Origin of the sequence: Cumulibacter soli (genome assembly GCF_004382795.1) — a bacterium.
Classification (GTDB): domain Bacteria; phylum Actinomycetota; class Actinomycetes; order Mycobacteriales; family Antricoccaceae; genus Cumulibacter; species Cumulibacter soli.
Map to the genome: position 1 here is coordinate 212,698 of NZ_SMSG01000003.1, position 16,898 is coordinate 229,595.

Consider the following 16,898-nt stretch of genomic DNA (forward strand, 5'->3'; position numbering starts at 1 on the left):
TTTCAATGCGGGCAGACAAGTTCAAGTAAGTCGAGGTGCACGGGAGCTGAATCGTGCGGATTACGCCGAGAAGTCAATCCCTCACGCCGCGCGGCGATAGGTCAAGAACCGGTATTCGAGGCCGCTGGAGGACCGGTGCCAACCGGCATCCGGCGACTGCGCGCTCAGCACCCAGTCCGAGGTGATCACCGGTGCGCGGGTGTCTCCGGAGATGTCGAGATCAAGTTCGGTGACCTCCAGGATGTCGGCCACCCTGAGCGCGTCTTGGTACACCTCGGCACCGCCGATGACCCAGACGTCACCGTCTGCCTCGGCGAGCGCGTGATCGAGCGAGTGCACGACGCGCGCGCCAGCGCCCCGCCAGGTGGGCTGTCGCGTGATGACGACATTGTCGCGCCCAGGCAACGGTCGGAAGCGCTCCGGCAGCGAGTCCCAGGTGCGCCGGCCCATCACGACGCGCGCTGCGGCCGTGATGTCTTTGAAGTGACGCAGGTCTTCGGGAACGTGCCACGGGATCGAACCTGCACGCCCGATGACGCGATCGTGTGCTTGCGCCCAGATCAGTCCGATGCTCATACCGCGATCGGCGCCGAGATCGCCGGGTGCGGGTCGTACCCGACGACCTGGATGTCCTCGTACTGGTATTCAAAGATCGACGGCGCATTGCCGAGGATGAGCGTGGGGTAGGGGCGCGGGGCTCGGGTGAGTTGCTCGCGGACCTGGTCGACGTGGTTGTCGTAGATGTGGCAATCGCCGCCGGTCCAGACGAACTCTCCGACGTCGAGGCCCGTTTGGGCTGCGAGCATATGCGTCAACAGCGCGTAAGAGGCGATGTTGAACGGCACGCCCAGGAAGAGGTCCGCTGAGCGTTGATACAACTGGCAGGAGAGTCGGCCCTCGGCGACGTACAACTGGAACAGCGCGTGGCATGGCGGCAGCGCCATCTGATCGACTTCGGCAGGATTCCATGCCGTGACGATGTGCCGTCGTGAGTCCGGGTTGGCGGTGAGTTGACTGACGACCTTCTCGATCTGATCGATGTGCCCGCCGTTCGGTGTAGGCCAGGAGCGCCACTGCACGCCGTACACCGGTCCGAGATCGCCGTTCTCGTCGGCCCATTCGTCCCAGATACTCACGCCGCGATCCTGTAACCACCGCACGTTCGAATCACCGCGCAGGAACCACAGCAACTCGAGCGCGACGGATTTGAAGTGGACTCGTTTGGTGGTCAGCAGCGGAAACCCGTCACGCAGGTCGTAACGCAGTTGGTGGCCGAAGACTGATCGAGTGCCGGTGCCGGTGCGATCTGTTTTGGGCGTACCGGTCTCGAGGACGAGCCGGAGCAGGTCTTCGTACGGCGTGGGTATCTGCGTCTGCATGGGTAACAGCCTAAGCCCACACGGTGTGCGGTTCAGGAGTGGCGCAGTCGCGTTGCGTCACTCTGCTGATAGCAGCGCTGCGCACAGCAGCACGAGCAGCGATCAGCACCTCAGGGCGTAGAGGCTGGGCGGTATGAGTGAACAACAACGCCCCGCGTCGGGGCTCGACGACGCGATGTATCAGGCGCTGTTCGACGTGCGCACCCTCGTGCTCGGTGAACCGCTGGAAGACTGGAACAGCAACCGAATCGTGCACGGGCTGATACTGCTATCGGCGGACGATCCGTCCGCCGATATCAGGCTGCTGATCAACTCACCCGGCGGATCGGTCCCCGGCATGTTGGCGATTCGCGACACGATGCACGCGATCAGCAACGACGTGGCCACCATCAACCTCGGTATGGCCTACAGCGCCGGGCAGTTCCTGCTCAGCGCCGGCGCCCGCGGGAAGCGCTACATGATGCCGCACGCCAAGGTGCTGCTCCATCAGGGGTCGGCCGGTATCGGCGGTACGGCGATGGACATCGCGATTCAGGCCGAGGATCTGCGTGACACCCGGGACACAGTGCTGTCGTTAATTGCCGAGGACACCGGCCGGGAGGTCGAGGTAATCGAGCGCGATTCGCGACGTGATCGTTGGTTCGGCGCCACGGAGGCGTTGCGATACGGGTTCGTCGATCACATCATCGACCATCTGGGCGAGGTGCTGCCGTCACGACGTCGCAGCGGAATGGTGGCGCCGACATGAGCAGTTACACAATCCCGTACGTCACCACTGCCAGCGCCGCCGGCGAACGGACGACGGACATCTACAGTCGGCTGCTGGCCGACCGAATCATCTACCTCGGAACGGCTATCGACGATGGCGTCGCCAACGCGGTCATCGCGCAATTGATCCATCTAGAGTCAGAAAGCCCCGACCAGCACGTGGATCTCTACATCAACTCACCCGGCGGGTCGATTCCCGCGATGCTGGCGATCTACGACGCGATGCAGTTCATTCGACCACAGGTGCACACCACTTGTGTCGGGCAAGCTGCTGCGACGGCTGCCGTGCTACTGGCCGGCGGTGCGCCTGGTCGGCGGGCGAGCCTGCCGCACGCCCGGGTAGTCATTCACGCTCCGGCGGCCGAGGGGCGCGGAAGCATCCCGGACCTAATTCTGGAGGCCGAGGAGGTCGAGCGGGTGCGCTCGCTGCTGGAAGGACTCCTCGCACAGCACACCGGTCGCACGCCGCAGCAGGTGCGCAGCGACACCGAACGCGAACTGGTGTTGTCGGCGCCCGACGCGGTGAATTACGGCGTTGTCGACGACATCATGTTCGCCCGTCCCGAGCCGTAGGGCGCTCGTTACGCGGCGAGGCAGGTCGGTGCCGAACCGAGACGCTGCGCGGCGCGCGCAGTGAGGTCGGCCAGGCGCACCTCAAGAGCTCCGGCCACCGCCGCGAGGACCTCCGAGGACGGATCCTTGCGGCCCCGTTCGACCTCGGACAAATACTGCGGCGCTATACCTGCTCGGCGCGCGACATCGGTGATCCGTTCGCCTCGTCCGTGGCGCTGTGCACGTAGTTCGGCGCCGACCGACTCGCGCCACAGCGGTTCGGGATCGGCACCGTCACGACGTTCAGGGAAATACAGGACGTTCGACATCTGCTCAGCGTAGGCGTGTTGGCGGCGAGTGGGGTACAACTCACCTGCGCCCCAGACCGCGCGCCCGCTGAAACGAGCGCTGGTGCGAAACAATCGGAGTATGGCTGCTGAACCGTTGAACCTACCCAGAGACCTCGATGTTCTTCGGGTGTTACTCGAGCGCCGCGACAAAGGCGGCAGCGCCGGTGCGCACGGCGATGGGCACAAGGTGGCGATCGTGGTCGGCGGCGGCGGAATGCGCGGCGGGTCGACCGGGGGAATGGTGCTCGCGCTCGAGGAGGCCGGGCTGACTGGTTGTTTCGACGTCGCGTACGGGTCGTCGTCGGGGGCTTTCATCGCGGCGGCGATGATTCATGGTCGTGGGCACGCCGCCAGCCGAGTCTTCACCGAAGACATGTCTGCAGCGGAATTCATCAATATTCGACGGCTCTGGCGACGCTCTCCAGTGGTCTCCCTCGACCATCTCATTGGTGACATCCTCGAGCACCGCAAGCCCATTGACTGGGATGAGGTTCTGGCACATCGCACCCCGATGCAGATCATTGTCACGGACGCCGACACGATGCAGCCCGTGGCATTGCGCAAACTGTCTACTCGTGAGCGCTGGGAGCAGGCGTTCAAAGCGACCTCCGCCGTTCCCGGCTTCGCCGGCGGACCAGTAGAAATTGACGGACATCGATACGTTGATGGCTCGGTGAGTGAACCGTTGCCCGCAATGCGGGCCATCCGTGACGGCGCTACGCACGTGCTGGCGTTGGTGAGCTGGAGCGAGGAAGCGCTGTTGCGTCACGAAGACGGCCGGTATGCCGCGATGGAACGACGCGCACTCAACGGCATCGTCAGCGGACTCGGTGGAATGGCGCAAGGGCGCCTGCACTACGCGCGAGAAATCACCGCCATGACCGGCAGCGACGCGCGGTGCTACGCGCTGGCAAACCCGGTCTCGACCGGTGTGCGCAGTTTGACCCGCGACGTGCCCAAACTGGAACGCGACGCCGCGCTCGGCTACGTGACCGCCCAGGCGGCGCTCTATCGTGCGCTGACGGCGCCGACCGAAACGGAGAATTAATGGTTGCCGATATCGCGACCGGTGGGCTGGTCGTCATCGACAAGTCAGCCGGCATGACGTCGCACGACGTTGTCGCTCGAGTACGACGTATCGCCGGCACCCGAAAAGTCGGACATGCCGGGACCCTGGACCCGATGGCCACCGGAGTGCTCGTGCTGGGAATCGGACGAGCTACCAAACTGCTCGGATACGTGATGGGACACGACAAGACGTACTGCGCCACGGTCCGTCTGGGCGAGCGCACCACCACTGATGACCGAGACGGTGAACTTACCGACGCGATCGACGCATCTGCGATTACCGAAAATCAGATCCGTGATGCGTTCGAAGCCCAGGTCGGGCTCATCTCACAGGTGCCCTCGGCAGTGTCGGCGATCAAAGTCCAGGGCCGACGCGCCTACGACCTGGTACGCGCCGGTGAGCAGGTTGAGCTGGCTGCGCGCGAGGTGCGGATAGCTTCTATCGACATCACCGGGATTGCCCGCGGCCGGCGTGCCGACATCGACATCGTCGTACGGTGCAGCGCCGGAACATATATTCGCGCCATTGCTCGGGACGTGGGTAGCGCACTCGGCGTCGGCGGGCACCTCACAGCGCTGCGCCGCACCGCCATCGGCGCGATCGACGAGGCGGTCGCGCTCACCGTGGACGAACTCGCCCACCGCGTGGAGTCGGGGGCAGGTGCCGTCGCCGTACCGCTGGATGACGCCGTACGCCGTACCTTCCGGATTCGCGAGCTTAGCGGTGACGAGGCTCGTGAACTCAGCTTCGGGCGCCGGATCGACGCCGTCGGTGATCCCGAAGAAATCGTCGGCGCGATCGATCCGCAGGGGCGGGCTATCGCGTTGGTTGACGGCCATGGACGAGCGAAAGTCGTGTTCGCTCCGGCCTGAATCACCCGTTGACGCGTTCGAGGACGATGGCCGTGCCTTGCCCGCCGCCAGCGGCGACCGCGGCCAGGCCGTAGCGGCCGGAATCGGAGCGCACCAGCTGGCTGAACAGTCGCACCATGAGGACTGCGCCACTGGCACCCCAGGGATGTCCCAGCGCCAGGGCGCCACCCTCGGCGCAAGCGAATTCCTCGGGCACCTCGAGCGCGTCGTAGCACGCCAACACTTGACCTGCGAATGCTTCGTTCACCTCGAGTACGTCGATATCCGCCATGGCCAGGCGGGCGCGTCGCAGCGCGAGCTCGACGGCGGGCACCAGACCGATACCGGGACGGCGAGGGTCAACACCGACCGACGCGGCGCCGAGCACACGCATTCCAGGCAAGCCTGACGCTTCCGGAGCAAGTGCGACCACTGCGGCGCCATCGTTGATGCCGCACGAATTACCTGCCGTAACGGTGCCGTTTTCTCGAAAGGCAGCCGGTAGCCGCGACAGCCGAGCGGCGGTCATTGACGGCCGCGGACGCTGATCGACGCACAGGTCGCCGACGGCAATGATCTCCTCGGCGAAGACACCGTCGCGCTGCGAGCGCCAGGCTCGCTGGTGTGAGCGCGCGGCCAGTTCGTCCTGCCGCTGGCGACTCACTCCGTGTTGCTCTGCCAACAGATCCGCGGCCACACCCATGTCGGGGTCGAGGTCCGCTCGCGGAGCGAAAGGGGCTCGTTGGTACCGCACCGGTGCGTTCTCGCCCACGGGCGGCCAATAACGCCACGGTGCGGTCGACGCACTCTCCACCCCACCGGCGAGCACCGGCCAATGCCCATCGGTGACGAGCCGCGCGCCGACCTCGATCGCAGCCAATCCGCTGGCGCATTGACGATCAACACTGAGCGCCGGCACCGCGTCGTCCAGCCCGGCAGCCAGGGTCGCGACGCGCGCGACATTGCCGCCGGGACCCATGCAGTTACCCAGCACCACTTCAGCAACCTCCCGGTCGATGCCGGCCGCAAGGTGGCGCAGCAGTGGGGCGGCGAGCGATGGCGCATCGACGGTGGCCAGTGCGCGCCCAGCGGTCCCGATCGGCGTGCGGTACGCGCCCACGATTACCGGTTGATCAGTCATGCGCCTACCTGCTGGGCGCATTCGCGGCGCAAGGCCAGACGATCAACTTTGCCTGCCTCAGTCATCGGTAGCGATTCGCGCACCAGCCAGCGACGAGGACGATGGCTTGCGCGCAGCACTGCACGTGCGTGCCGCGCCAGAGGTTCACGGTCTGCCGATGACGTGAGCACTGCCATCAGCACGGACCCGAGGCGCGGATGTGGCACGCCGATCAGGGCCAGCGGTGCGCTCGCCACCGCGCTCAATACAGCTTCGACCTCCGCGAGGACCACGGTGGCTCCCGCCGTCACGATCACATCGGCGCGCCCCTGCACCCGTAGTCGGTTACCGTCCCATGACCCACGATCGCCAACCGTGAAGAAGCCGTCCTGATCAGCGCGCAGGCTTCCGGCCCCGTGCTGGTATCCCTCGGCGACGTAGGGCGAACGCACCCAGATTTCGCCGTCGCGGCATTCGACCTGCGCCCCCGGGAACGGGCGTAGGTCCGTGGCGTCCGCCCCGGCAGCCACGAACGACAGTTCAGCGGCTCCGTAATAGTGCGCGACGGCGATGCCGCGCTCCTCGGCGTACTGCCGCAACCTCGACGTCAGAGCATCGCCGGCTATCGTGATGCGAATGCCGCGCAACCTATCGGTGAACTGGTGCAGTTGCGCGGGCGTCAGACAGGCGTGCGTGGCTTGCGCCACGGAGTCGACCAGCTGCGCGCCCACGGCCCGTGCATGCACGGAGGCAAAGAGGTTCATCGTGCTGTGCAACGGACCCGGCACCCACACCCGCGCGCTGTGCTCGACGCCGGAAAGTTCGCTGTACGCCTCGAACGAGCAGAACCACGACTCGGTGGTGCGTACCACCACCCGTGCTGTGCCTGTGGTCCCCGAGGTCGCCAGCGCTAATCGGTGGCCGCTGCGATGAGCACGCAGCACGGCGCTGACGGGATCGCCGGTGCGCTCGGGGTGGACCAGATCTGGGTCCGGAGGGGAGGTCACAGTGCGACCTTACTGCGGTTATCAGACGCCCATCATGCCTAGATGCTCTGGTGCCCTAGGATCGGGGAGTCGCGTCACATCACACTTGGGAGAAAGGCCGCCCATGTCTCAACTACCTGTCGATTTGCCAAGCCACCTCTGCGCGGGGCTGGAACTGCAGGTAGTGCCTAATGCGCAGCCGGCCACACCCGAGCAGCGGGCGGCGATTCTCGCCGATCCTGCATTCGGTCAGAAGTTCACCGACCACATGGTCGTCGTGCACTGGAGCGAGGATGCCGGCTGGCACGATGCCCGTCTACAGGCCTACCAGCCGTTCAGCCTTGATCCGGCCGCGGCCGTGTTGCACTACGCGCAAGAGATCTTCGAGGGGCTGAAGGCATACCAGCGTCCCGATGGATCGATCGTGTCGTTCCGCCCGGATGCCAACGCCGAGCGATTCAACACTTCAGCGCGTCGCTTGGCGATGCCGGAGTTGCCGCCCGAGGCGTTCGTCGCGGCCTGCGACGCACTGGTCAAGGTTGATCGGGACTGGGTGCCGAACGGTTCGGAGATGAGCCTCTATCTGCGTCCGTTCATGTTCGCCAGCGAGCCATTCCTCGGTGTCCGACCGAGCAAGGAATACGTCTTCTGTGTGATCGCTTCGCCGGCTGCCGGCTACTTCGGTGGGGGAGTCAGCGGCGTGAGTGTGTACGCCAGTGAGGACTACGTCCGGGCGGTGCCCGGTGGTACCGGCGAAGCCAAATGTGGTGGTAACTACGCCGCGTCGCTGCTGGCTCAGGCGCAGGCCGCGGACGAGGGCTGCGATCAGGTCGTGTGGTTGGACGGCGTGGAACGCAAGTACGTCGAAGAGATGGGTGGGATGAACCTCTTCTTCGTGTACGGCGCCGACCCCGACAACGTCGAGATCGTCACGCCGGACTTGAGCGGCTCGTTGCTGCCAGGGATCACCCGGCGCTCGCTGCTGCAGGCCGCGGCTGATCTCGGCATCACCGCGACCGAACGAAAGTTGTCACTCGAGCAGTGGCGCGCTGACGTCGCCAGTGGTTCGATGACCGAGACGTTCGCGTGCGGTACGGCGGCCGTCATTACGCCGGTTTATACCTGCAAGGCGCGCACCGGGGATTTCGTTATCGGCACCGAGCCCGGTGCGGTGACGATGCGACTGCGCGACCACCTGCTCGGCGTACAGCACGGCTCTACCGAGGACAGGCACGGCTGGATCCACACGATTGGGTGATGTCGAAGATGTTGCGCTGGCGCGGAGTCGACAATGCACCGGCCGACTGGGGCCGGTGCGTGATGTCGATCGGACAGTACGACGGGGTGCACCTGGGACACCAGACGCTGATCGGTGAAACGGTTCGCCAATCAGTCGAGCGGGGCCTACCCGCGCTCGTGCTCACCTTTGACCCGCATCCCCGTGAGGTTCTCAAACCCGGATCGCACCCGCCCATCCTGACGCCGTTGCGCCGCAAGGCCGAACTGATCGAACAATGCGGTGTCGATGCACTGTGCGTCGTGCCCTTCACCCGAGACTTCGCCCGGCTCAGCCCGCAAGAGTTCGTGCACGAAGCGCTGATCGCTCGACTGCATCCGGCGAAGGTGATCGTGGGGGAGAACTTCACCTTCGGAAACAAGGCTGCCGGCACTGTCGAGACGCTGGCCGAGTTCGGTAGCACCTTCGGTTTCGAGACCGAAGTGTTGCCACTGGTCAACGAGGGGCCGCACACCATCTCCTCGACATTTATCCGCTCGTGTGTGGACGCCGGCGATATGCGCCGAGCGAGCGCCGCGTTAGGCCGCCCGCATCGAATCGAAGGCTTGGTCGTACGCGGTGATATGAGAGGACGGGGTCTCGGGTTCCCGACGGCCAACCTTCGCCCGCCGATGTATTCGGCGATCCCGGCCGACGGTGTATACGCGGGCTGGATGACGGTGCGCGGTGAGCCGCGCGCAGCGTCGATCTCGGTCGGCACCAACCCGACCTACTCCGGGACCGAGCGACGCGTCGAGTCTTACCTGCTGGACTTCGAGGGCGACCTGTACGGCGAACAGGTGCAGGTCGACTTCATCGAACGCATTCGCCCGATGGTGAAGTTCTCCTCCAGTGAGGAACTGATCACCGAGATCGAAAGGGATGTCGTCGCGACCCGCACCATCCTGGATCGGCCCGCATGACTGTCGCGCTCGACCCCGCAGCCGACCTACCCGAACTCGAGGACGCCGTACCGTTCGAGGCGGTCGCGCACGAAGCCGTGCTCGGCGGGTTCGCATGGTGGCAGCCGCACCGCGCTCCGGCGATCGTATTTGCGCACGGTCATGGTCAAGATGCGCGCTTTCACGCCGACCGTGCCCGAGACTTCCATGCTCGCGGTTGGCACGCGGTGTCCGTGGCCAGTCGCGGCTGGCCCGGATCCACCGGCGACCCGAACGACTACGGGCTATGTGGGGAGATCGACCTCGCTGCCGTGCTCGCGGTTCTCGAGGCGCGGGGATGCTCGGAGGTATGGCTGTTCGGTTACTCGGCCGGCGGACTATGGATGGCCCGTGGGCTGTCCGTCGCCCCGCAGGTTACTGGCGCGATAACCGTGAACTCGCCGATGAACATCGCCACGCTGTACCGTGACACGCTCGCCCGCCGAATGCGGACCTACTACGACGACATCCTCACTCCCGACGGCTGGCAGGTGCGTTCCCCGGTACACGTGGCGCACCGCATCCGAACCCCGATATTGGCCTTCGGCGGAACTGAGGACGGTATGGTCCCGTCGAGCCAGGCAGAAGAGATCAGCGGTGCCGTCTCGAACGGCACATACGTCGAGGTCTCCGGGATGCGTCATGTGCCTAGCGACGAGCAATGGGGACACATCATGGAGCGCACCGAGGCGTGGATGATGAGCGTGCGGGAGCAGCAGTGAACCAACCGGGTTACCCCAACGGATTCCCCCCGATGAACCCATCTGGGGCGTACGGGCCGACACCGAACGCGGGCGGCGGATTCCCACCGCCCGTGCCCATGTCGCCGGCGGCGCCGCCGCCTCGCAGTTACGCGCCGATCGAGACCGTCGTTCCTGATCCTGTCGCGAATGCTCGCTATGCCGAGGCGTTCGCGGCGTTTCCGCATATTGCTGCGTTATCGCCAACCCCGACGCTGGTCTCGGCGTACGAGACGGCGTACGCGCAGCTGTCTCCTGAGCGGTTCTATCAGTTCAAGATGTGGCTGCAGTCGCCCGAGGGCGAGAACTACAAGCAGTGGGAGGACCGCGCTCGACAACTGTTGGAAGTCATCGAGCCGATCAACGCCCGCTGGGCACAAGGCTGGATCAACGCCGAATTAAGCCTGCTTCGGCCGCTGCACGATTACCTCGACATCTACGACCAGTTCACTCGTCAATTGTTGACGCACGCCGACCTGAATCCCGCCGCGCGGCACGCGCAACTATACGGCGCCAGTGACCCCGCAAATCCACTGCCGTACGACATCCTCCTGCAGCGCGTTCCCGAGCGTGGGCGACTACAGGAGTTGCTCGCGTCGTACGACGAGTTCTGGCGCTCGAATATGGGTGTCGAGTTCGCGGCCGGTTGGCGTTCCTCCTGGGGACCAGCCGAGCACGATCCATTCGTCATAGCCGAAGGCCTACGAACCATCACTGGCTCGGTGACATCGCGGCTTTGGTCGGCCGCTGAACTTCCCGAGGTTCCCTCGCTACCGCCGTACGCGCCGGCGGCAACCGGACTGCCGGAGTCGATGTCGGCGCTGCAACAGGAGATCTGTGCCCTCACCGGTGGCGGTGCGCTGCCGACGCACGTACCGCCGGCGGAGTTTCATCCCGACTCGTATCCCACGCCGATGGCGCCGGCCAATCCACGCTGGTCACGGGGCGACTTTTACACCGGTCGCGCAGTCGTCTACCGGAACAAGGCGCCGTGGGCAGAGGCCGTTGCCTTGGAGGTAGCGATGGGTAATGCGGGGATGGCGCCGTCGGTGTGCGTACAACGCTACGACGGCTCCGTCGGATGGTTCCCCGTGGGCGATATTCTCGGCATCCGCTGAGCAGGCAGTCCATTGAGGAGGCAGTCCGCACCGGCGTAGCGGTGCTACCGCCGACGCGGCTGGCGAGCGCCGAACACCGCGCGCCACGGCGGACGGAATGGATTACGCACGGCAGCGAGTACGGCGAGTGCGGTGCCGAACGTCATCAAGAACCCGACGTTGCTGGCGGCTATCGGCCGCGCAGCGATCAGCCAGAAGATCAATAAGCCGATAACCCCGTAGAACTGCAGACCCCACGACCAAGTTCGATGTTCGCTTGCGGCGCCGGCAAGGACGGCGACGGCGGCCGCCGACGCGAAGATCGACCAGGCGAGGAAGGCGTCCCAGCCGATGCCGACTGGCCCATCCAATGTGATGCCGAGCACCAGGCAGACTAAAGCCAGGCCCGCTATCAGTACCCGGGAGACCTGAGGGTTGATCAGCACGGTACGGCGTCGGGGTGGATAGGGAAGCGGGCCTCGACCTGGCGGTGGCGCCCACGGGGGCGGTCCTGACGGTCGTGGCGGTGCGGCAGGCGCGACCACGGTGTACATCAGAGATGTGTCCGTTGGTGCGGGCGGGGCTTGATCTTGCGGCCCGTCCTCTCCGCGCTCCGCTGGGATGAACGGCGGTGCGGGCTTCGGCTGGGGGGAACTCATACCGATATCGACCGCGTACATGGCCACCTGGTTCCTGGCTGGCGCTGACTATTTCGCGCAGCGGCTGCGCCCTCAACGTGAGGCAGCCCTCGCTGCGGGCGGCGATCAGGCTGATACGATGAACGACGGTCCAAACGCGACCACGCGTGGCAACGACATTTCCCCGTGACGAAGACCGGGGAACGCGCGATCAGATTATGAGGAGATCCGGATGGCACTGTCCAAGGAGAAGAAGTCCGAAATCATCGGCGAGCACAAGACCAGTGAGTCGGACACCGGATCGCCGCAGGTTCAGATCGCGATGTTGTCGGACCGCATCAAGACGCTCACCGAGCACCTGAAGCAGCACAAGCATGATCACCACAGCCGCCGTGGCCTGTTGCTGCTGGTCGGCCGTCGCCGTCGCCTGCTGGCTTACCTGCAGAAGAGCGATCTCGACGGTTACCGCGAGTTGGTTGCGAAGCTTGGTCTGCGTCGCTAGTTTTTCCCATCGATGAGGGAGTGGCCATTGTGGCCACTCCCTCATCGAGGTTTCGCCGCCTATGAGCGGCGTGACCTCCACGACCGCGTGCTGTGAGATACGCTCACGGCATATCCTGCGTGCGCGTCGGCCCACAGGCCTGCCCGCGCTGATGCTGGCCCTCGGTGGTGGTCACCGGAGCTGCGGATCTCCCGCAGACGCCGATGACTTCGATCGATGACCGGCTCGGCCTCTTCACAGCAGCCGTTATGGCGCTGGCGTGCGCGCGCCAATGAAAAGAGGACACACATTGTCTGAACCCATCAATGACGAACTGGACGCCCAGGAGTCGGTCGCTGTCATCGACAACGGCAGCTTCGGAAAGCGCGAGATTCGTTTCGAAACCGGCCGCTTGGCCCGTCAATCCGGCGGTTCGGCCGTCGTATACCTCGATGATGACACCATGTTGCTCTCGGCGACCAACGCGCAGAAGAAGCCGCGTGACTTCATCGATTTCTTTCCGCTCACAGTGGATGTCGAGGAGCGGATGTATGCCGCGGGGCGCATCCCCGGCTCGTTCTTCCGTCGCGAAGGTCGCCCGTCCGAGGGCGCGATTCTGACCTGCCGTCTGATTGACCGCCCGCTGCGTCCGACCTTCGTCAAGGGTCTGCGCAACGAGGTCCAGGTCGTCGTCACGGTCATGGCGCTGGATCCCGACGAGTTTTACGACGTTGTTGCGATCAACGCCGCATCGATGTCCACCCAGCTGGCCGGGCTGCCTTTCTCGGGCCCGATCGGCGGCGTACGCGTCGCGCTGATCGACAATCAGTGGGTCGCGTTCCCGACGGTTGAGCAGTCCGAACGTGCCGTGTTCGACATGGTCGTCGCTGGGCGCGTGGTCGAGGCCGACGGTAAGCAGGACGTCGCGATCATGATGGTCGAGGCCGAGGCCACCGAGGCCACCATCGAACTCGTCGCCGGTGGCGCGACTGCGCCGACCGAAGAGGTTGTCGCGCAGGGCCTGGAGGCCGCTAAGCCGCACATCGCCGAACTGTGCCGCGCACAGTCCGAGTTGGCGGACGTCGCTGGTAAGGAGACTGCCGAGTTCCCGGTCTTCGTCGACTTCGAGGACGACGTGTACGACGCCGTCGAGGCCAAGGTCTCTGCTGACCTCAAGGACGCGCTGACGATCGCCGGAAAGCAGGAGCGCGAGGCGCGCCTGGACGAGATCAAGGACGCTGCGAAGGCAGATCTCGCCGAGCAGTTCGACGGTCGAGGTGCCGAGATCTCCGCTGCCGTTCGCGCGTTGACGAAGAAGTTCGTACGTGCCCGCGTGCTTACCGACGGTGCGCGCATTGACGGTCGCGGTCTGACCGACATCCGGTCGCTGGCCGCCGAGGTCGCCGTCGTTCCACGCGTGCACGGTTCGGCGCTGTTTGAGCGCGGCGAGACTCAGATCCTGGGTATCACCACGCTGGACATGCTGGCGATGGAGCAAAAGCTCGACACGCTGTCGCCGGAAACCAGTAAGCGCTACATGCACAACTACAACTTCCCGCCGTACTCCACTGGTGAGACGGGCCGCGTCGGCTCGCCGAAGCGTCGCGAGATCGGCCACGGCGCGCTCGCTGAGCGTGCCTTGCTGCCGGTACTGCCGAACCGCGAGGAGTTCCCGTACGCGATTCGTCAGGTATCCGAGGCGCTGGGCTCCAACGGCTCAACGTCGATGGGTTCGGTCTGCGCGTCGACGATGGCGCTGCTGAACGCGGGCGTGCCATTGAAGGCGCCGGTCGCCGGTATCGCGATGGGGTTGATCTCGGACGTCGTTGACGGGAAGCCGTCGTACGCCGCGTTGACGGACATCTTGGGCGCGGAGGACGCGTTCGGTGATATGGACTTCAAGGTCGCCGGCACCCGTGAGTTCGTCACCGCGATCCAGTTGGACACCAAGTTGGATGGAATCCCGTCCGAGGTTCTCGCTGCCGCGCTGTCGCAGGCACGCGACGCACGCCTGCACATCCTCGACGTCATGGGTGAAGCCATCGACGCTCCGGATGAGATGAGCAAGTACGCACCGCGGGTGACGTCGGTGAAGATCCCGGTAGACAAGATCGGCGCGGTCATCGGACCCAAGGGTCAGATGATCAACACCATCCAGGACGAGACCGGCGCGAAGATCACTATCGAAGACGACGGGACGATCTACGTCGGCGCCGATAACGGTGAATCCGCGCAGGAAGCGATCGATCGGATCAACGCGATTGCCAACCCGCAGCTGCCGAAGATCGGCGAGCGGTTCCTCGGCACGGTAGTGAAGGCGGCGCCGTTCGGCGCCTTCGTATCACTGCTGCCGGGCAAGGACGGCCTCGTGCACATTTCGAAGTTGGGTAACGGCAAGCGCATCGGCAAGGTCGAGGACGTCGTTAACGTCGGCGACAAGATTCAGGTCGAGATCGTCGACATCGACCAGCGCGGCAAGATCAGCCTGATCCCGGTCGTGGCCGAGGAGAAGGCCGAGGCCGCCGCCGAGGCAACCGAGGGCTAATCCCGCCTCGTGGTTGGACTGACCCGCGCATCCACGCGCACGATCTACAGCTCGCCAGAGGGAAGCACGGTCCGCAGGACCGTGCTCCCCGGCGGGCTGCGTGTCGTTTCGGAGCACATTCCAGGCTGCATGTCGGCCTCCCTCGGCATCTGGGTGAACGTCGGTTCGGTGAATGAGTCACCGCGCGAGGCCGGTGCGGCTCATTATTTGGAGCACCTGCTGTTCAAGGGCACGCAGCGACGCACCGCACTGGAGATCTCGGCCGCCATCGATGCCGTCGGTGGTGAGATGAATGCCTTCACCGGCAAGGAACACACCTGTTTTTACGCGACGGTCATCGGCAGCGACCTACCGTTAGCCATCGATGTCGTCAGCGACATCGTGCTGCAACCGAGTATGCGAACTGAGGATGTCGAGACTGAACGCAGCGTCGTCCTCGAAGAGCTTGCGATGCGTGACGACGACGGGTCTGATCTGGTGCACGACGTATTCGGCGAAATCGTGCACGGCAACTCGCCGTACGCCAGATCTGTGATCGGCACGCACGACCAGTTGCGCGATATCGATTCGGAGCGGATCCGTTCGCTGTATCGCAGGCACTACCGGCCCGAGAACATGGTGGTCGCCGTGGCCGGGCAGGTCGATCACGCCGCGGTGGTGCGTCGGGTCCGCAGCGCCTTCGACGGTCACCGGCCGGTTGCCGCAGCGCCGTCATCTCGTCCGGCTCGACGTGCTCGCCGTTCGCCGGCGCGGTCGCAGGCGCGGGTGGTCAATCGGCGCAGCGAGCAGGCGCATCTGATCTACGGCGTACCCGGAATCGATAGGTTCGATGAACGTCGATTCGCCTTGGGTGTGCTGGAGACTGCGCTGGGTGGCGGGATGAGCTCCCGCTTGTTCCAAGAAATTCGAGAACGTCAGGCGTTGGCGTATTCGGTTTATTCGTTCTCATCGATGTATGCCGATGAGGGCTGTTTCGGGGTGTACGCCGGTACGGCGCCTGCGAATGCGAAGCGGGTCGTGTCGATTCTGCAGCGCTCGTTCGCACAGGTAGCTGCTCATGGGATGAGCGCCGAAGAGGTGGCGCGCGCCAAAGGCCAACTGCGTGGCAACATCGTTCTTGGACTGCAGGACAGCGGTGCACGAATGAACCGGCTCGGCAGCAGCGAACTGGCCTACGGCGACCACAAAGACGTTCCCTGGATGCTCGAGCGCATTGCCGCAGTGAGCGTCCAGGACGTCGCACAGCTCGCCGCCGACTTATTGGCGCGACCGGCATCGCTGGCTGTCGTCGGTCCGTTCCGATACGGCAGCTTCGACGAAGTCATGTAGTAATCACAATGACGTGGAGGAACGTGACATGCGAGTAGGCGTAGTGGGCGCGGCAGGCAAAGTCGGCGAACAGATCTGCCTCGGGGTCGATGCGGCGGACGACTTGGAGTTGGTCAGCAGGATCGATCTGGGCGACGACATCACTGGCCTGGAGCAGGCCAACACCGAGGTGATCGTTGACTTCACCCACCCAGATGCGGTGATGGGCACGTTGGAGCACTGCATCGCCGCGGGCATTCACTGTGTCGTCGGAACAACGGGGTTCACCGAAGAACGTCTGGCACAGGTTCGCAATTGGCTGGAGGCGAAGCCCGAGGTGGGGGTGCTGATCGCTCCCAACTTCGCGATCGGCGCGGTATTGATGATGCACTTCTCGCAGCTCGCGGCCAAGTTCTACGAGACCGCCGAGATCATCGAGTTGCATCATCCGACGAAGGCCGACGCCCCATCAGGCACCGCCGCACGTACGGCTGCGCTGATCGCGGCGGCGCGTTCGGAGGCCGGGCTGGGCGCGATGCCCGATGCCACGTCGACCGGCTTGGCCGGTGCCCGCGGAGCTGACGTCGATGGCGTACCCGTCCATTCGGTGCGGATGCGCGGAATGATCGCTCACCAGGAAGTCATTCTCGGCACGCAGGGCGAGGTGCTCACCGTGCGTCACGACTCGATGGACCGTACGTCGTTCGTTCCTGGTGTAGTGCTCGGTGTCCGAGAAGTCGCTGCCCACCCCGGTCTCACCGTTGGGATCGAATCCTTCATGGGCCTCTAGGTCGATG

The 16,898-nt window shown here is 64.9% G+C and carries 19 protein-coding genes; 13 read left to right on the forward strand and 6 right to left on the reverse strand.

Going from position 1 to position 16,898, the window contains the following annotated elements:
- Nucleotides 1–81: 81 nt before the first annotated feature.
- Together E1H16_RS07795 and E1H16_RS07800 are read right to left on the reverse strand one after the other, a co-directional pair.
- Nucleotides 82–576, reverse strand: coding sequence for a dihydrofolate reductase (locus E1H16_RS07795; RefSeq protein ID WP_134323139.1), 495 nt, complete (start codon nucleotides 574–576; stop codon nucleotides 82–84).
- Nucleotides 573–1,379 carry a thymidylate synthase gene (locus tag E1H16_RS07800; RefSeq protein ID WP_134323140.1) on the reverse strand — a complete coding sequence of 269 codons (807 nt, stop codon included), beginning with the start codon at nucleotides 1,377–1,379 and terminating at the stop codon, nucleotides 573–575. The genes E1H16_RS07795 and E1H16_RS07800 overlap by 4 nt, the downstream gene beginning before the upstream one ends.
- A 133-nt stretch (nucleotides 1,380–1,512) precedes the next feature.
- On the opposite strand from E1H16_RS07800, the gene E1H16_RS07805 reads away from it, so the two are divergent.
- Both E1H16_RS07805 and E1H16_RS07810 read left to right on the forward strand, forming a co-directional pair.
- Entirely contained in the window at nucleotides 1,513–2,127 is a 615-nt protein-coding gene (locus E1H16_RS07805) for a ClpP family protease (protein ID WP_134323141.1), read from the forward strand.
- Nucleotides 2,124–2,720 (forward strand): ClpP family protease, encoded by a 597-nt coding sequence (locus E1H16_RS07810; protein WP_134323142.1) that lies wholly within the window; start codon nucleotides 2,124–2,126, stop codon nucleotides 2,718–2,720. The genes E1H16_RS07805 and E1H16_RS07810 overlap by 4 nt, the downstream gene beginning before the upstream one ends.
- An 8-nt stretch (nucleotides 2,721–2,728) precedes the next feature.
- Here E1H16_RS07810 and E1H16_RS07815 read toward each other — a convergent pair whose 3' ends face one another.
- The gene (locus E1H16_RS07815; protein ID WP_134323143.1) at nucleotides 2,729–3,028 is read right to left on the reverse strand and encodes a helix-turn-helix domain-containing protein; all 300 of its coding nucleotides are present in this window, start codon (nucleotides 3,026–3,028) and stop codon (nucleotides 2,729–2,731) included.
- A 100-nt stretch (nucleotides 3,029–3,128) separates the two neighbouring features.
- Between E1H16_RS07815 and E1H16_RS07820 the strand changes: the two genes are divergently transcribed.
- Nucleotides 3,129–4,097, forward strand: coding sequence for a patatin-like phospholipase family protein (locus tag E1H16_RS07820; protein WP_134323144.1), 969 nt, complete (start codon nucleotides 3,129–3,131; stop codon nucleotides 4,095–4,097).
- On the forward strand, nucleotides 4,097–4,990 hold the full coding sequence (gene truB, locus E1H16_RS07825; RefSeq protein ID WP_208378923.1) for a tRNA pseudouridine(55) synthase TruB: 894 nt from the start codon (nucleotides 4,097–4,099) through the stop codon (nucleotides 4,988–4,990). The genes E1H16_RS07820 and truB overlap by 1 nt, the downstream gene beginning before the upstream one ends.
- A 1-nt stretch (nucleotide 4,991) precedes the next feature.
- On the opposite strand, the gene E1H16_RS07830 is transcribed toward truB, so the two are convergent.
- Together E1H16_RS07830 and E1H16_RS07835 are read right to left on the reverse strand one after the other, a co-directional pair.
- Nucleotides 4,992–6,110, reverse strand: coding sequence for a thiolase family protein (locus E1H16_RS07830; RefSeq protein ID WP_134323145.1), 1,119 nt, complete (start codon nucleotides 6,108–6,110; stop codon nucleotides 4,992–4,994).
- Nucleotides 6,107–7,096 (reverse strand): class I adenylate-forming enzyme family protein, encoded by a 990-nt coding sequence (locus E1H16_RS07835; protein ID WP_134323146.1) that lies wholly within the window; start codon nucleotides 7,094–7,096, stop codon nucleotides 6,107–6,109. The genes E1H16_RS07830 and E1H16_RS07835 overlap by 4 nt, the downstream gene beginning before the upstream one ends.
- Nucleotides 7,097–7,199: 103 nt before the next feature.
- On the opposite strand from E1H16_RS07835, the gene E1H16_RS07840 reads away from it, so the two are divergent.
- The 4 genes from E1H16_RS07840 to E1H16_RS07855 are packed head-to-tail and all read left to right on the forward strand — an operon-like array spanning nucleotide 7,200 to nucleotide 11,150.
- The gene (locus E1H16_RS07840) at nucleotides 7,200–8,333 is read left to right on the forward strand and encodes a branched-chain amino acid aminotransferase (protein WP_134323147.1); all 1,134 of its coding nucleotides are present in this window, start codon (nucleotides 7,200–7,202) and stop codon (nucleotides 8,331–8,333) included.
- Nucleotides 8,333–9,274: a bifunctional riboflavin kinase/FAD synthetase gene (locus E1H16_RS07845; protein WP_243837781.1), complete on the forward strand. Its 942-nt coding sequence runs from the start codon at nucleotides 8,333–8,335 to the stop codon at nucleotides 9,272–9,274. The genes E1H16_RS07840 and E1H16_RS07845 overlap by 1 nt, the downstream gene beginning before the upstream one ends.
- A complete protein-coding gene (locus tag E1H16_RS07850; RefSeq protein ID WP_134323148.1) occupies nucleotides 9,271–10,014 on the forward strand; it encodes an alpha/beta hydrolase family protein in 744 nt (247 codons plus the stop codon). Before E1H16_RS07845 ends, E1H16_RS07850 begins: the two co-directional genes overlap by 4 nt.
- Before the next feature lie 32 nt (nucleotides 10,015–10,046).
- The gene (locus E1H16_RS07855; RefSeq protein WP_134323149.1) at nucleotides 10,047–11,150 is read left to right on the forward strand and encodes a hypothetical protein; all 1,104 of its coding nucleotides are present in this window, start codon (nucleotides 10,047–10,049) and stop codon (nucleotides 11,148–11,150) included.
- A 44-nt stretch (nucleotides 11,151–11,194) separates the two neighbouring features.
- Here E1H16_RS07855 and E1H16_RS07860 read toward each other — a convergent pair whose 3' ends face one another.
- Nucleotides 11,195–11,575, reverse strand: a complete 381-nt coding sequence (locus E1H16_RS07860; RefSeq protein ID WP_134323150.1) for a hypothetical protein — start codon at nucleotides 11,573–11,575, stop codon at nucleotides 11,195–11,197.
- 232 nt (nucleotides 11,576–11,807) lie between these two features.
- Here E1H16_RS07860 and E1H16_RS18590 point away from each other — a divergent pair, with 232 nt between their 5' ends.
- From E1H16_RS18590 to dapB, 5 genes are all read left to right on the forward strand, one after another.
- Nucleotides 11,808–11,957 (forward strand): hypothetical protein, encoded by a 150-nt coding sequence (locus E1H16_RS18590; protein WP_208378924.1) that lies wholly within the window; start codon nucleotides 11,808–11,810, stop codon nucleotides 11,955–11,957.
- 42 nt (nucleotides 11,958–11,999) lie between these two features.
- On the forward strand, nucleotides 12,000–12,269 hold the full coding sequence (rpsO, locus tag E1H16_RS07865; protein ID WP_134323151.1) for a 30S ribosomal protein S15: 270 nt from the start codon (nucleotides 12,000–12,002) through the stop codon (nucleotides 12,267–12,269).
- A 289-nt stretch (nucleotides 12,270–12,558) separates the two neighbouring features.
- On the forward strand, nucleotides 12,559–14,793 hold the full coding sequence (locus tag E1H16_RS07870; protein ID WP_243837783.1) for a polyribonucleotide nucleotidyltransferase: 2,235 nt from the start codon (nucleotides 12,559–12,561) through the stop codon (nucleotides 14,791–14,793).
- Nucleotides 14,794–14,802: 9 nt separating this feature from the next.
- On the forward strand, nucleotides 14,803–16,122 hold the full coding sequence (locus E1H16_RS07875) for a M16 family metallopeptidase (protein ID WP_134323153.1): 1,320 nt from the start codon (nucleotides 14,803–14,805) through the stop codon (nucleotides 16,120–16,122).
- A gap of 28 nt (nucleotides 16,123–16,150) precedes the next feature.
- A complete protein-coding gene (dapB, locus tag E1H16_RS07880) occupies nucleotides 16,151–16,891 on the forward strand; it encodes a 4-hydroxy-tetrahydrodipicolinate reductase (protein WP_134323154.1) in 741 nt (246 codons plus the stop codon).
- Nucleotides 16,892–16,898 lie beyond the last annotated feature (7 nt).